Here is a 12,319-nt window from a genome sequence, read left to right as displayed (position 1 = left end):
AAATCTTTGGAAAGGGGGTTCGGGGGAAGAACCTTTCTTCAGAAAGATTCATCCCCCGAGAGTTCTTTTCAAAAACAACGTGCTCTAGGCAAATGCCCTAAAACGGGCTGGCCTCAAAGACCTGCACATACACGGGATCAATGGGGATGGGGCCCTTGCCCGCGGGGGTGAAAGCCACCCAGGTTTCCAGGGTGTCCATGCGCAGGACGATGGACTGGATGCTTGGGAAGCCGTCGGACCGGTACAGCGCGCCGCTGCCCAGGGTGGTGCCATCAGTGCCACTGTAGCCGGCAATACGTTTGAGGTCGTCCAAGTGCAGGGGGCCGCGGGCAAGGCGGCTTGCGTACAGGTGGCGGAAGCTGTCCCAGCGGAGGGCGTCGGCGTCGTCGATGGGGGCTTTGGCGTGGGGCAAGCGGAAATCGTTTACCGTGGCGAGGGTGTCGGGGATGTCCCAGGCGACGCCATCGCGCAGGAGCGACGTTGTGGTGCGCACGCCCCGACCGGGACTGCCGATGAATTCCTCCAGCACAATGGCCTGCTTTTCGTCCGCAGCAAACACCAAATGGTTGAAAGGATAGGGCTTGGATTGCACCTGCGCAGCCAGATCCTCCAGGGTGCGGCTGTGTTCCAGGCCGCTGCGCAGCTCAAACAGGTAGGAAAACATGCTGCCAAGATCGGTGGGATAGGGTGCGCCCGTCTCGGCGTCCAAGGAGCCCAGGAAGAGGCGGGAGGCATTGAAGCCGCTGACGGGGATGAGACTGCCCAGGAAATTGAACAGACACACGGAGTCGGGGCCATTGTTCAGGATGGTCACGGCATGCAGGCGAGAGGCGTCGTTGGAGGGCAGGGCGTCCCAGTCGAGGTTTCGGCCAAGGATGGTCTTGCCTGTGGCCGAAGACGCGCCAAAGGCGGCGGAGGCGGAACACTGGGTGGGCCGGACCACGTCCGCAAACAGCTGCCAGACCCAAAACTCATCGCGGGACAGGCGACCGTCGCCCAGGGTGGCGGCGTTCGATGCGGCAGACGGTGTGGCGTGCCCAGGCAGAGCCGCCAGCGCATCAAGCATGCCTTCAATTTCCTCCTGATATTCCCCGGCCAGGCGGGGTCCAAGCACGGCTGCCCGCGCCACGGCCATGGGGAAGTCCGGCGTTGCGCCCGCCCGTTGCAGCACGGCGAACTGTTCCCGCAGCAGATTGTCCACCAGGGCAGGAAATTCCGGCTCTGCAATGAGCACGGCTTCCATGTACTGCTTGCCCAGCTCCCGCCGTGGCACGGACTGCATCTCCAAGGTAATGCGAAAATAACCATGGGCTGTTTTTTGAATCGTCACCGGTGTTGCTGCATGGGCCTCGGTGGTGGGGGGCAACAGCAGCGCTGCTGCCAACATCACGAGTAAGGAAAGAACGGGCATAGGCTCTCCAGGAAGATATGACCACGGGCAGTCGTGGCAACTGGTGACGGTAATCCCATGTATACCGCGTTGTTCTGGCGACAATCCAGATCCACTGCAGCCAGGGAAAGCGCAGACGTTTCCGCCCATTGCAGCAACACATTGCCAGGAATCCGTCAGGTGAAAATATACATCCGATTGGGCAGGATTTCCAGCAGGGGCAGGGGGAGTTCGTACTAGGGCGTTTTAATTTTGAAAAAGGACGTTGCGAAAGGGAAATATTTTTGCAAAAGGTTCTCCCCTCTCTCTCGCTCCCCTTCCAAAACTGTGATAGTGACCTTGAATCACACTACAAGTCTTTGGAAAGGGGGGGGCGGGGGAAGAACCTTTCTTCAGAAATGTTTTCCCCCGGGAACTCCTTTTAAAGATAACTTGCTCTATTTTGAAGAATGGGGCCGGGGAGCGCGCGGCGTCTTGTTCTACCCGAAAAACATGGTCCGCGTTTTTTGGAATTCGTGATGCACGGTGAAAACCAGGACGTCCATCACCGCGGGGCTCAGGTCCGGGGTGGCACAGGTCAGGTCGTCCAGTCCGTATTGCAGGGCGTCGCAGCCGGTGTCCAGCCCCAGGCACATGGCCAGGGCGTCCCCCAGATGCACGGCGCAGCACAGGCCTTGCCACGGTGGGGCAGCACGGCTTGGCGTGTGGTGGTAGGCGATGGCCTGCACCAGGGGTTCGGGCAGCTGCCAGCGTCTGGCCAGCAGGGCGCCCAGACGGGCATGGTCCGTCCCCAGCGCCTGGGCCTCGGCCAGGGCGAAATCCTCGATTTCCTGGGCGTCCAGCGTCTCCAGCAAGGATTGGCTCCGGCCTTCCAGGAACTCGGAAAGCACGGACTTGCCGATGTCATGCACAATGCCGGCGGTGAAGGCCAATCCCAGCGGCACCGGCGGAGTCATCAGCCGGGCGAACTCGCGTGCGGCAATGGCCGTGGCCAGGCTGTGTTCCCATAGTTGGCCGGCGCTGCCTTCGTAGCCGCCCAGGGCGTGATTGTACACCTGGTGGGCGCAGTTGCCCAGGGCAATGGCCGTTACCAGCTTGTCGCCCAGAAAGGAGACGGCGCGGGCCACGGAATGCACCTGCTGCCCCAGGCCGAAGGAAGGGGCATTGACCACTTTCAGGATGCAGGTGGTCAGGGCGGCATCGGTTTCCACCAGGCGCACGACTTCCGCCTGACTGTATTGCTCGCGTTGCAGCAGTTGCAGCAGGGCACTGGCCGTGGCGGAAAGTAGCGGCAGCCGCTCAATGCGGTCCTTCACGAGATCGGGGCTGACGATATGCGACATGACGTTGCCCCTACAGCGTTCGCTCGGCTCGGCCGGGCGAGAAGATGGAGATGGAGCCGGATTGCACATCCACACTGACCGTGCGGCTCACGCTCCCGCCGACCTCTTCCCTGCTGATGCGTACATTGAACTTGGCCAGGGCGGTACGCACCGCCGCGACATTGCGTTTGCCGATCTGGAATTGCTCCTGCCCGCGCAGGATGCTCGCCCCGCCGGCCAACCGGGCGTGGAGCCCTGGGGGCAGACGCCCCTCATTGGCCTGCCGGACTGCCGCCAGCAGGGCCGGCACGGCGGTATCGGCAAAGTAGCCCGGCAATTCGCCGGACTTGCCGCGATTAATGGACGAGTCCGGCAGGGCCACATGCGCCATGCCAGCCACTTGACTGGCGGCATCGTATAAGATGACGGCCACGCAGGATCCCAGCGCGAACGTTTTCAGCCCGTCTCCTGGTGCGCGTGATGCGCTGTATTCGCCAACGCCGATGATGATCATGACTGCTGCTGCTCCCTGAATGAAGTCGATACTCTATACCCAGCGCGCCTATGGTTGTCCAGAAGAACCCCCTGTGGTCCACCAGGCGGTGTTGACCCGGCCGGCCGGCCGTGGGAAACAGACGGCAGGACATCAGCGCATTCCGGCGTCCGCCACACCACGCAATCTGTCTGGAGGATTCATGCAACTTCGCGGCAGCGGTATCCTGCTTCATGTCACGTCCTTGCCCTCGGCTCACGGCATTGGCGATCTCGGCCCTCAGGCACACCGCTTCGCTGTTCTGCTGCGCGAACAGGGATTGCGGTTCTGGCAGGTGCTGCCCATGGGGCCCACCAGCCCGGCCATCGGCAACTCGCCGTATTCGTCGTGCTCCGCGTTTGCCGGCAACCCCCTGTGCATCGATCTGGCCGATCTCGTCGCCCGGGGCTGGCTCGATGCCACCCTGCTGCAGCACGCCCCGGCCTTCGATACCGCGCGTGTGCAGTACGAGGCCGTGGAAGCCTTCAAGGAGCGCTGCCTGCGCGCCGCCTTTGCCGTGGCGGAGCCCGGCCTTTCGGATCATCAGGATTTTTGCCGCTTTGTGGAAGACGCCGCCTGGCTGGAGGACTACGCGCTCTTCGTCACCCTCAAGGCCCGCTATTGCGGCGCCGTGTGGACGGACTGGCCCGAACCATTCCGGGATCGTCAGTCTGCAGCCCTGGCGGCCTGGCGGCAGGAAGCTGACCGGGAGATCCGCTATCAGCAGTTCGTGCAGTTTTGCTTTGCAGACCAGTGGCAGCGCCTGCGCCGCGTGTGCGCCAGGAATTGCGTGCAATTGGTGGGGGATGTGCCCATCTACGTGACCTTCGATTCGGCGGATGTCTGGTCCCATCCGACGCTGTTCAAGCTGGATGATCAGCGCGCGCCGGTGGCCGTGGCCGGGGTTCCGCCAGACTATTTCAGCGAAACCGGCCAATTGTGGGGAAATCCTGTCTATGACTGGGCCGCCGCCGCCGCCACAGGCTATGCTTGGTGGGTGGAGCGCATGGGCCACGCCATGGCCATGTACGATCTGGTGCGGCTGGATCACTTTCGCGGCTTTGCCGGCTATTGGGAAGTGCCGGCCGGGGAGAAGACGGCCATCAACGGCGAGTGGGTGGACGCCCCGGGCATGGCCTTCTTTGCCGAGTTGCTCAAGCATCTGCCAAGCCTGCGTATTCTGGCCGAGGATCTGGGCGTCATCACCCCGGATGTGCGCGAGCTGAAGAAGGCCTACGGTTTTCCCGGCATGAAGATCCTGCAGTTCGCCTTTGGGCCGGGCATTGGCGAGAACCCCGACGCCCCGCACAATCACGAGGAACACTGCGTGGTGTACACCGGCACCCACGACAACAACACCACACAGGGCTGGTGGCTGGACGAGACCAGTCCCGAAGACCGCCTCCGCCTGCGTCGCTACACCGGGCGGTTCGACGAGATCAACGAGCCGCATTGGCTGATGATCCAGATAGCCCTGGCCAGCGTGGCCCGCACGGCCATCGTGCCCATGCAGGATCTGCTGGGCCTGGGCCGAGAGGCCCGCATGAACACGCCGGGGCTGGCCAACGGCAACTGGACCTGGCGTTGTACCCAGGCGCAGCTGGAATCCGGTGTGCTGAAGCGGTACGGCGATCTGGCGGCGTTGTTCGGCAGGGGATGAGTCCAGGCCCGCGGGAACGGACGCATTGCGTGCGGAGGGTGCACATGAAGATCAGGCGTGTCTTGCTGGCTGCAATGGCGGCGATGCTGCTGCTTGTGGCGGCCTTGGTCGGTGCGGCGGTGGCGGCTTCGAGTCACAGCCCGCTGCTGTTCCTGCGCGGGCAGGAACTGTGGACGGCGGACAGCCAGGGTCAGGGGCAGCGGCGTGTGGCGGCCGGAGGGGTGATCGACGAGTGGAGTCCGCCGGCCCTGTCCCCCGATGGGCACTGGGCCGTGGCCGTGCGCGCCGACTATTCCGATGAAACCGGCCTGGGCCGGGCGCTGGTGCGCATCCCCCTGCAGGGCGGTCAGCCGGCACCTCTGGTCTTGCCGGACGTGCATTCCGTGGTGGACCCGTCCGTTTCGGCGGACGGCGCGGCTGTCGTCTTTGTCGCCGCGGTCAATGTCCGCACCACGCAGGAGCAGATGGCCGTGGGGGATGTCGCCATCCTGCGCCTGGATCTGGCCACGGGCTCGTTGCAGGCGCTCCATACGGTGTCGGAAGTCTTCTTTGATGCCGGTCACAGTCTGGCCGCGCCGGCGCTGTCTTCGGATGGCGCACGGCTGGCCGTTCAGGAGAGCGGCAGCGACGTCTCCGGCGGATTCTTCGTGCTGGACCGTGAGGGGAAGGAAGTGTTCCGTCATCCCCGCGATCCCGAGGACTACCGCCCGTACTGGCGGCCGCAGTTCACCCCGGCCGGAGACGCCGTGCTGTGCTATCGGCTGGCCACGGATGGCAGCGGGCAGGGCGACATGCTGCTGGTGGAGCTGCGTTCCGGCACAGAGCGGCTGCTGGGCCAGGGCCTTGCGCCGGTGTTTGTGGACGGCGGCCAGGCCATCGTCTTTGAGCGCGTGCGGCCCGGAGCCGAGCCGGATACCACCGATCTGTGGCGGCTGGATCTGACCCCCGGCGCCCAGGCCCGGATGATCGTCAAGGATGGCCGTTCCCCCGTCAGCACTCCGCCTGCTGCGCAGAGGCCGTAACCGCCCCCTGCCGCAGATACAGCCCCGGCTGCAGTGGCGTGGCGAGGGCGGATGCCTCCAGCCGCAGGCGCATGGTGGTCCCTGAATGGGCCGTGGTGCGGTATTCGCCGGCCTCGGTTTCCAGATGAAACGAGCCGGGGGCCAGACAGGGCCGCTGCAGGCCGGGCAGCAGGAGTTCCAGGGGGGCGGCAGCGTCCAGGCGATCCCGCACGGCCATGCGCCAGGTGTCTTCGCCGAGGCGCGTTTCCAGCCGGGCGGCGATGGGCCGGCGGTGTGCGGTGTCATCCTGCCAGATGCGCAGGCGTTCCCCCAGAAAGAACCCTGTGCCCAGCGGTCGGGCCGTCGCGGCCAGGAGTTCCTGCAACTGGCGGCCGTGGGGCAGCCGGCCGTGGCGCAGGCCGGCCAGAGCCGTGGCGTACACATCCACCACCGGGGCCAGCGCCCCGGCGCTGCGGGTGCGGCCCTCCAGCTTCAGCGCGTCCACGCCACGCCAGGCAAACCAGCCCAGGTACGGCAGCAGGCAGAGATCCTCGCAACTGAAAAACGCGGCGTACTGCTCGTCCAGGGCTTCCAGCTCCCACAACGCCTCACCGGGGCGTGTCTTTTCCTCCACCGTGGCCACCCGGTAGTCGAAGCGGCAGGGGTGCGTGCAGCGGCCCAGGTTGGCATGGCGGCGATTCAGGGCCATGGACAGCAGGCAGCGGCCGGAGACGGCCAGACACTGCGCGCCATGGACAAAGCATTCCGTCTCCAGTTCCAGATCCCGGGCGGCGGCGGCCAGGGAGGCGATGGCCGGGCCGGGCAGTTCCCGGGCCAGATTGGCCCGCGTGGCTCCCTGGTCCTTCCAGACGGCCAGGGTCTGGGTGTTGGTGGTGTTGGCCTGGGTGGAGACGTGCACGGGCAGGGCCGGGGCCAGCCGGCGGGCCAGCCGCATGACGCCGGGATCGGCCACGATGACCCCGTCGGGTCTGGCGTCGTCCTCCATGGCGGCCAGGGCCTCCAGCCGGGCGGCTACGGCAGGCAGATCGGCATCCCGGGCCAGCAGGTTCAGACAATAATAGTACCGTTTTCCAAGGCGATGGACCAGCCGGCCGGCCTCGGCCAGGGCTGGTCCGGCAAAGCCGCGGCTGCCGGCCCGCAGGGAGAGGTCCGGCCCGGAGAGGTACACGGCGTCCGCGCCATAGAGGAGGGCGGCTTCCAGTTGTTCCGGGCCGCCGGCCGGAGCCAGCAGCTCGGGGATGCGCAGGGTCATGCCGACAATCCACGCCGGATGCGGCGCTCCTTGAGGGCGGTCAGCAGCTCGTCGCGCACGTGCAATGTGCCCTTGCCCCGGCCCAGCTGGATGTGTGGCCGAAAACTGCCGTGATAGTCAGACCCGCCGGACACCGCCAGATCCAGCCGTTTGGCCAGGGCCAGGAATTGTTCAGTCTGGCTCGGGGTGTGTTCGGGGTAGTAGGCTTCGATGCCGTCCAGGCCCAGGCTGCGCAGTTCAGTCACCACTTCGGCAAGGCTGACAGCGCCAAGATTCAGGGAATAGGGGTGGGCCATGATCGGCGTGGCGCCGCAATCGGTCAAAAGCTGCAGGGCCTGAGCGGCGGTAAGCACCTGCTTGGGGAGGTATGCCTTGCCTTTGGAGCCGAGAAACTGGTCGAACGCCTGCTGCATGCTGTTGACCACATGCTTTTCGAAGAGCACGGCGGCCATATGCGGCCGGCCCACGGCATCGCCGCCAGCCTTGGCGATCACCTCTTCAATGGTGATGTCGATATTGAGCTGGTTCAGCTTCTCGATGATTTTTCCGTTTCTGGCGTTGCGCTCTTCGATGAGCATGTCCAGGGTTCGCTGCAGGGAAGACGCGTCCTCTGGAAGAAACAGGCCCACCATATGAAAGCGATGCTGCCCGTGGGTGACGGACAATTCGCAGCCGGGAATGAATTCAATCTGCAGCTCGCCAGCAGCCCGGCGGGCTTCGGACAGGCCGGCGATGGTGTCGTGGTCGGTCAGTGCCACGGCGGAAAGGCCGGCGGCTTTGGCGTTTTCGATGAGTTGGGAAGGGGAGTCGGACCCGTCAGAAGCGGAGGAGTGGGTATGTAGATCGATCAAGTGAAGACGTCCTGTGGTTGGCTGGATGAAAAATCGCTTGCCCGCCTGATCAAGCGGTGCGAGAGGAGGGGAGCCGCGCCGCATGGCGCGCCGTGTTCAACAACGCATGAGGGATGCCACCGTGCGGCGTTGCGGTCAAGCCGGCGGCGTGCGGGATTCCCGGATGCATGCAAGGAGGCGAGGATGATGGATGCCGTGCTTGTGGTGGATATGCAGCAAGGGCTGTTTCGTGGCGGTAAACGTCACGATCCCGAAGGCGTGACCGAGCGCATCAACCTGCTCATTGATGCCGCCCGCCGCGCCGGGCGTCCGGTGCTCTTCATCCAGCATGACGGCCTGCCCGGCGAGTCCGTGGAAGTGGATACCCCGGGCTGGGACCTGCTGCGCACGCTCCACCGGCTGCCCGAGGATCCGGTCATCCGCAAGACGGCGTGCGATGCCTTCATCAATACCACCCTGGAAGCCACGCTGGCCGAGGCCGGCATCCGCAGCCTGTGCATCTGTGGCTGCTGCACGGATTTTTGCGTGGATACAACCGTCCGCAGCGCCGCCGGCCGGGGGCTGGGGGTGTTCGTGCCGGAGGATGGGCACACCACCGCCCACAAGGTGTACCTGGCGGCACCGGCCATCATCACGCATCACAACTTTGTCTGGTCCGAACTCATCGTGCCGGGGCCGGGCGTGGTGGTGGAGCCCGCCGCAGTGCTGGCGGCCAAAATCGACGCCAGCCCCCTTGCCTGACCAGGGTGAAACTGCTATAAAATAGATACAACCCTGCGGGATATTCAGGCTGTGGCGCGCGTTTCGAAGACGATGCACCGCAGCTTCGTGACGGTTCAATGCGGCAACCCCAAGATCGGGAGGCGAGTATGGACTACACGGCGGCAGACATCCCCCTGGAACTCAAACACGGCGAATACCTGACCTTGTCAGACGGCACCAGCCTGTACTGGGAAACAAACGGAGAGGCAAAGGACGTGTTCCTTGGCTCCGGCTTTTCGCCGGATGTGGAGCTGTTCCCCGAAAACACCTGGGAATTCTCGGCGGGCGACGCCACCTATCGCCTGACGGCCCGGTTTGAGGATGTCTTGTTCGTGGAACGGATCTGACGCATTTTTTCCTGGCCACCTCTTCCACATCTGAACTGACGACCCGCCTGTGCCCCGTGCGCAGGCGGGTCGCTATGCTTGCCGTGGCCGGCGCGGCAGGGTAGAGGAGCAGGCATGCCCAATGACGACGCCCTGGCCTTTTTCGAGTCCCTGCCCCTGTTCCAGGGCATGCCCGTGGATCATCTGGCCCTGCTGGCCCACACGGCCACGAGCAGGATGCATCAGACAGGCGAGCTCATCGTCAGCCAGGACGCCATGGTCAAGGGCCTGTATCTCCTGGCCTCGGGCCGGGTGAAGCTGTACAAGATCCTCCCTGACGGCAAGGAGCAGACGGTGTACATCTTCAATCCCGGCGAGCCGTTCTGCCTGTGCTCGGCCTTTCGCGGCGAGCGGTTTCCGGCCAATGCCGAGGCCATGGAGCCGAGCCGGGTGTATGTGATCCCCGGCCAGGCCCTGGAGGACGCCGCCCGGTCAGACCCGTCCCTGTTTTTCAACATGCTGATGATCCTCTCCCGCCGCCTCAAGGAGGCCATGGAGCGCATCGAATCCCTCTCCACCCGGGACATCTCCCGCCGCGTGGCCCTGTATCTGTCCGGGCATCCCGGTATTGAGGAAGGCCGGCTGTTCCTGCCCATGACCCACCGCGAGCTGGCCAAGATGCTTGGCGCCACGCCTGAGGCCCTCTCCCGGGCGTTCCGCAAACTGGCCGAGGCCGGCCTGCTCCGATTGGACGGCCGGGAAGTGACCATCCTGGATGCCGCCGGCCTGGAGCGGGAGTAGGGAGGGGTTACGCCTTGGCCGCTGCCGTCGCCATGGCCGGCTTCTGTGGCGCGGCGCCGAACACGCGATCGGTATATTTCACGTACCATGCCGCGGACTGTACCTGGATGATGTAGGCCAGGGCCACCACCAGCGCGGCATCCGATCCCTTTTCCCCAAAGGCATTGATGGCAATGGCCAGGGCAATGGACAAATTCCGCATCACCGTGCCGTAGACCATGGCGATGGCGTCTCCCCGCGGCAACAGCGCCCGGGCCACGAAGGTGCTCAGGACGTAATTGACGCTGTACAGCAGGGCCAGGGGCAGCAGGATGCGCAGCAGCAGCCCCGGCGAGCCCACCAGGGTGTGCGCCTTCAAGGCCAGGGCCACGAACACGATGCCCAGCACCCCCAGGGTGGAGAGAGCCGGGAACCTGGGGCCGATGTTCTTCTGGAATGCTTCCCGGCCAAAACGCTTCACCAGGGCCTGCTGCGTGACGTAGCCCAGGAACATGGGCAGGAAGACGATGAGCAGGATCTGGCTGAGCACCATGCCGATGTTGACGTCGATTGTCGCCCCCATCAGGCCCATCACATACAACGGCGTGGCCAGGGAGCCCAGGGTGAGGCCGATGACGGTCATCTTCACCGCCGCGGCCACGTTGCCCTTGGCAAATCCGGTCCAGGAGATGGTCATGCCGCTGGTGGGCACCAGGCCGGCCAGGAGCAGGCCCAGGGCCATGTATGGCTGATCCGCAAAAAACAGCAGCCCCACGCCATACGTCAGGAAGGGGATGATCAGAAAATTGATGGCCTGGGCCGCCACCTGGGCCTTGACGTCCCCGCCCTCAAAGACCTGGCGGATCTTGAGGGTGACCATCATCGGGTAGACCATCAAAAAGGTGAAGGGGATGATCAGGGACTTGAGCCAGCGGGCGTCGGCCACCAGACCATAGGCCAGACCCAGAAGCATCATGGCCGGAATGGCCAGAATGAGGTTCTTGGAGATGCGTTGCAGCAGGGTCCACATGGGGGCCTCCTTGCGGCAGAGGGTTGTTCGACTCTGGCCACACCCTGGCACGGACGGCAGGGTGCGTCATTGATTGCAATCAACGCCGCACCTGTTTGCCGGCGCTTGCCATTTTTCCGCCACGCCTTACCATGATCACGTCCGCCCCGGCGCTGGCGTTTTCCCACACATTGGGGTAAGGACTGCCTTTCCCAAGGAGACCTCATGATCGGCATATCAAAACTCTATTGCGGCCAGGTGGAGCCTTCCGACGCGCTGCGCTACGGCCGCCATTCCGGCAAACTGCCCTCGCACCTGCTCCAGTTTTCCAAGGACAAAAAGCCGGTGGTGGTCTGGAACATGACCCGCCGCTGCAACCTCAAGTGCGTGCACTGCTACGCCAAGGCACTGGAAGAACAGGGCAAGGATCAGATTTCCACCGAGAAGGGCAAGGAGATCATCGACGATCTGGCCGCCTACGGCGCGCCGGTGATGCTCTTCTCCGGCGGTGAACCCCTGGTGCGCAAAGATCTGGTGGAACTGGCCCACCATGCCGTCTCCAAAGGCATGCGCGCCGTCATCTCCACCAACGGCACCCTCATCACCAAGGAAAAAGCCCGCGAGCTCAAGGAAGTGGGCCTCTCCTACGTGGGCATTTCCCTGGACGGCGGCGAGGAAATCCACGACAAATTCCGCGCCGTGCCCGGCGCTTTTCAGGCCGCCATGCAGGGCATCGAGAACTGCCAGAACGAGGGCCTCAAGGTGGGCCTGCGCTTCACCATCAACAAGCGCAACGTGCAGGAAGTGCCCAGGCTCTTCGACATCATCGAAGAACGCGACATCCCCCGCATCTGCTTCTATCATCTGGTGTATGCCGGCCGCGGCAACGAGCTGATCGAAGAGGATCTGGACCACGCCCAGACCCGCGCCGTGGTGGACCTGATTATGGACCGCACCCGCGAGCTGCACGACAAGGGCAAGGAAAAGGAAGTGCTGACCGTGGACAACCATGCCGACGGCCCGTACGTCTACTTCCGCATGCTCAAGGAAGACCCCGAGCGCGCCGCCCGCGTGATGGAGCTGCTGCAGTTCAACGAAGGCAACTCCACCGGCCGCGGCATCGGCTGCATTTCCTGGGATGGGCAGGTGCACCCGGACCAGTTCTGGCGCAACCACACCTTCGGCAACGTGCTGGAACGGCCGTTCTCCGAAATCTGGGACGATCCGAACATCGAACTGCTGGCCAAGCTCAAGGACAAAAAGCCTTACGTGGGCGGCCGCTGCGCCACCTGCCGCTTCCTGAACATCTGCGGCGGCAACTTCCGCTGTCGGGCAGAGGCCTACTACGGCGATGTCTGGGCCCAGGATCCGGCCTGCTACCTCACCGACGACGAGATCCGCCCCCAGGAGTAA

At 64.4% G+C, this 12,319-nt stretch carries 12 protein-coding genes; 6 read left to right on the top strand and 6 right to left on the bottom strand.

What is annotated here, in order from left to right; all coding sequences use genetic code 11:
• Nucleotides 1-97: 97 nt before the first annotated feature.
• The 3 genes from DGI_RS12155 to DGI_RS12145 all read right to left on the bottom strand — a co-directional run bounded on the left by DGI_RS12155 (nt 98) and on the right by DGI_RS12145 (nt 3,226).
• Complete coding sequence (locus DGI_RS12155; protein ID WP_144284186.1) at nt 98-1,411, bottom strand: C45 family peptidase; 1,314 nt, start codon at nt 1,409-1,411, stop codon at nt 98-100.
• 458 nt (nt 1,412-1,869) lie between these two features.
• Nucleotides 1,870-2,733: an HDOD domain-containing protein gene (locus DGI_RS12150; RefSeq protein WP_021761384.1), complete on the bottom strand. Its 864-nt coding sequence runs from the start codon at nt 2,731-2,733 to the stop codon at nt 1,870-1,872.
• 10 nt (nt 2,734-2,743) lie between these two features.
• Nucleotides 2,744-3,226 carry a chemotaxis protein CheD gene (locus tag DGI_RS12145; RefSeq protein WP_021761383.1) on the bottom strand — a complete coding sequence of 161 codons (483 nt, stop codon included), beginning with the start codon at nt 3,224-3,226 and terminating at the stop codon, nt 2,744-2,746.
• A gap of 181 nt (nt 3,227-3,407) precedes the next feature.
• Between DGI_RS12145 and malQ the strand changes: the two genes are divergently transcribed.
• Together malQ and DGI_RS12135 are read left to right on the top strand one after the other, a co-directional pair.
• Nucleotides 3,408-4,904: a 4-alpha-glucanotransferase gene (malQ, locus tag DGI_RS12140; RefSeq protein ID WP_021761382.1), complete on the top strand. Its 1,497-nt coding sequence runs from the start codon at nt 3,408-3,410 to the stop codon at nt 4,902-4,904.
• Between the two features lie 44 nt (nt 4,905-4,948).
• Entirely contained in the window at nt 4,949-5,926 is a 978-nt protein-coding gene (locus tag DGI_RS12135) for a TolB-like translocation protein (protein WP_021761381.1), read from the top strand.
• On the opposite strand, the gene DGI_RS12130 is transcribed toward DGI_RS12135, so the two are convergent.
• Both DGI_RS12130 and DGI_RS12125 read right to left on the bottom strand, forming a co-directional pair.
• Nucleotides 5,895-7,178 carry a peptidase U32 family protein gene (locus tag DGI_RS12130; protein ID WP_021761380.1) on the bottom strand — a complete coding sequence of 428 codons (1,284 nt, stop codon included), beginning with the start codon at nt 7,176-7,178 and terminating at the stop codon, nt 5,895-5,897. The two genes, DGI_RS12135 and DGI_RS12130, sit on opposite strands and share 32 nt — an antisense overlap.
• Nucleotides 7,175-8,029, bottom strand: coding sequence for a PHP domain-containing protein (locus DGI_RS12125; protein WP_051286650.1), 855 nt, complete (start codon nt 8,027-8,029; stop codon nt 7,175-7,177). Before DGI_RS12125 ends, DGI_RS12130 begins: the two co-directional genes overlap by 4 nt.
• A 183-nt stretch (nt 8,030-8,212) precedes the next feature.
• Between DGI_RS12125 and DGI_RS12120 the strand changes: the two genes are divergently transcribed.
• The 3 genes from DGI_RS12120 to DGI_RS12110 all read left to right on the top strand — a co-directional run bounded on the left by DGI_RS12120 (nt 8,213) and on the right by DGI_RS12110 (nt 9,918).
• Nucleotides 8,213-8,770 (top strand): cysteine hydrolase family protein, encoded by a 558-nt coding sequence (locus DGI_RS12120; protein ID WP_235619972.1) that lies wholly within the window; start codon nt 8,213-8,215, stop codon nt 8,768-8,770.
• Between the two features lie 128 nt (nt 8,771-8,898).
• Nucleotides 8,899-9,138, top strand: coding sequence for a hypothetical protein (locus tag DGI_RS12115; RefSeq protein WP_021761377.1), 240 nt, complete (start codon nt 8,899-8,901; stop codon nt 9,136-9,138).
• Between the two features lie 114 nt (nt 9,139-9,252).
• Complete coding sequence (locus DGI_RS12110) at nt 9,253-9,918, top strand: Crp/Fnr family transcriptional regulator (RefSeq protein WP_021761376.1); 666 nt, start codon at nt 9,253-9,255, stop codon at nt 9,916-9,918.
• Between the two features lie 7 nt (nt 9,919-9,925).
• Here the strand turns inward: DGI_RS12110 and DGI_RS12105 are convergent, their stop codons facing one another.
• The gene (locus DGI_RS12105) at nt 9,926-10,927 is read right to left on the bottom strand and encodes an arsenic resistance protein (protein WP_021761375.1); all 1,002 of its coding nucleotides are present in this window, start codon (nt 10,925-10,927) and stop codon (nt 9,926-9,928) included.
• Nucleotides 10,928-11,131: 204 nt separating this feature from the next.
• Here DGI_RS12105 and ahbC point away from each other — a divergent pair, with 204 nt between their 5' ends.
• Nucleotides 11,132-12,319 carry a 12,18-didecarboxysiroheme deacetylase gene (gene ahbC / locus DGI_RS12100; RefSeq protein WP_021761374.1) on the top strand — a complete coding sequence of 396 codons (1,188 nt, stop codon included), beginning with the start codon at nt 11,132-11,134 and terminating at the stop codon, nt 12,317-12,319.

The sequence above is a fragment of the Megalodesulfovibrio gigas DSM 1382 = ATCC 19364 genome, assembly GCF_000468495.1.
GTDB classification, from domain to species: domain Bacteria; phylum Desulfobacterota; class Desulfovibrionia; order Desulfovibrionales; family Desulfovibrionaceae; genus Megalodesulfovibrio; species Megalodesulfovibrio gigas.
This window is presented reverse-complemented; position numbering and strand designations above follow the sequence as displayed.

What these genes read in the sequence shown, in the direction of transcription:
- DGI_RS12155 (WP_144284186.1), bottom strand. Translation starts at nt 1,411, where the DNA reads ATGCCCGTTCTTTCCTTACTCGTGATGTTGGCAGCAGCGCTGCTGTTG.
- DGI_RS12150 (WP_021761384.1), bottom strand. Translation starts at nt 2,733, where the DNA reads ATGTCGCATATCGTCAGCCCCGATCTCGTGAAGGACCGCATTGAGCGG.
- DGI_RS12145 (WP_021761383.1), bottom strand. Translation starts at nt 3,226, where the DNA reads ATGATCATCATCGGCGTTGGCGAATACAGCGCATCACGCGCACCAGGA.
- malQ (WP_021761382.1), top strand. Translation starts at nt 3,408, where the DNA reads ATGCAACTTCGCGGCAGCGGTATCCTGCTTCATGTCACGTCCTTGCCC.
- DGI_RS12135 (WP_021761381.1), top strand. Translation starts at nt 4,949, where the DNA reads ATGAAGATCAGGCGTGTCTTGCTGGCTGCAATGGCGGCGATGCTGCTG.
- DGI_RS12130 (WP_021761380.1), bottom strand. Translation starts at nt 7,178, where the DNA reads ATGACCCTGCGCATCCCCGAGCTGCTGGCTCCGGCCGGCGGCCCGGAA.
- DGI_RS12120 (WP_235619972.1), top strand. Translation starts at nt 8,213, where the DNA reads ATGATGGATGCCGTGCTTGTGGTGGATATGCAGCAAGGGCTGTTTCGT.
- DGI_RS12115 (WP_021761377.1), top strand. Translation starts at nt 8,899, where the DNA reads ATGGACTACACGGCGGCAGACATCCCCCTGGAACTCAAACACGGCGAA.
- DGI_RS12110 (WP_021761376.1), top strand. Translation starts at nt 9,253, where the DNA reads ATGCCCAATGACGACGCCCTGGCCTTTTTCGAGTCCCTGCCCCTGTTC.
- DGI_RS12105 (WP_021761375.1), bottom strand. Translation starts at nt 10,927, where the DNA reads ATGTGGACCCTGCTGCAACGCATCTCCAAGAACCTCATTCTGGCCATT.
- ahbC (WP_021761374.1), top strand. Translation starts at nt 11,132, where the DNA reads ATGATCGGCATATCAAAACTCTATTGCGGCCAGGTGGAGCCTTCCGAC.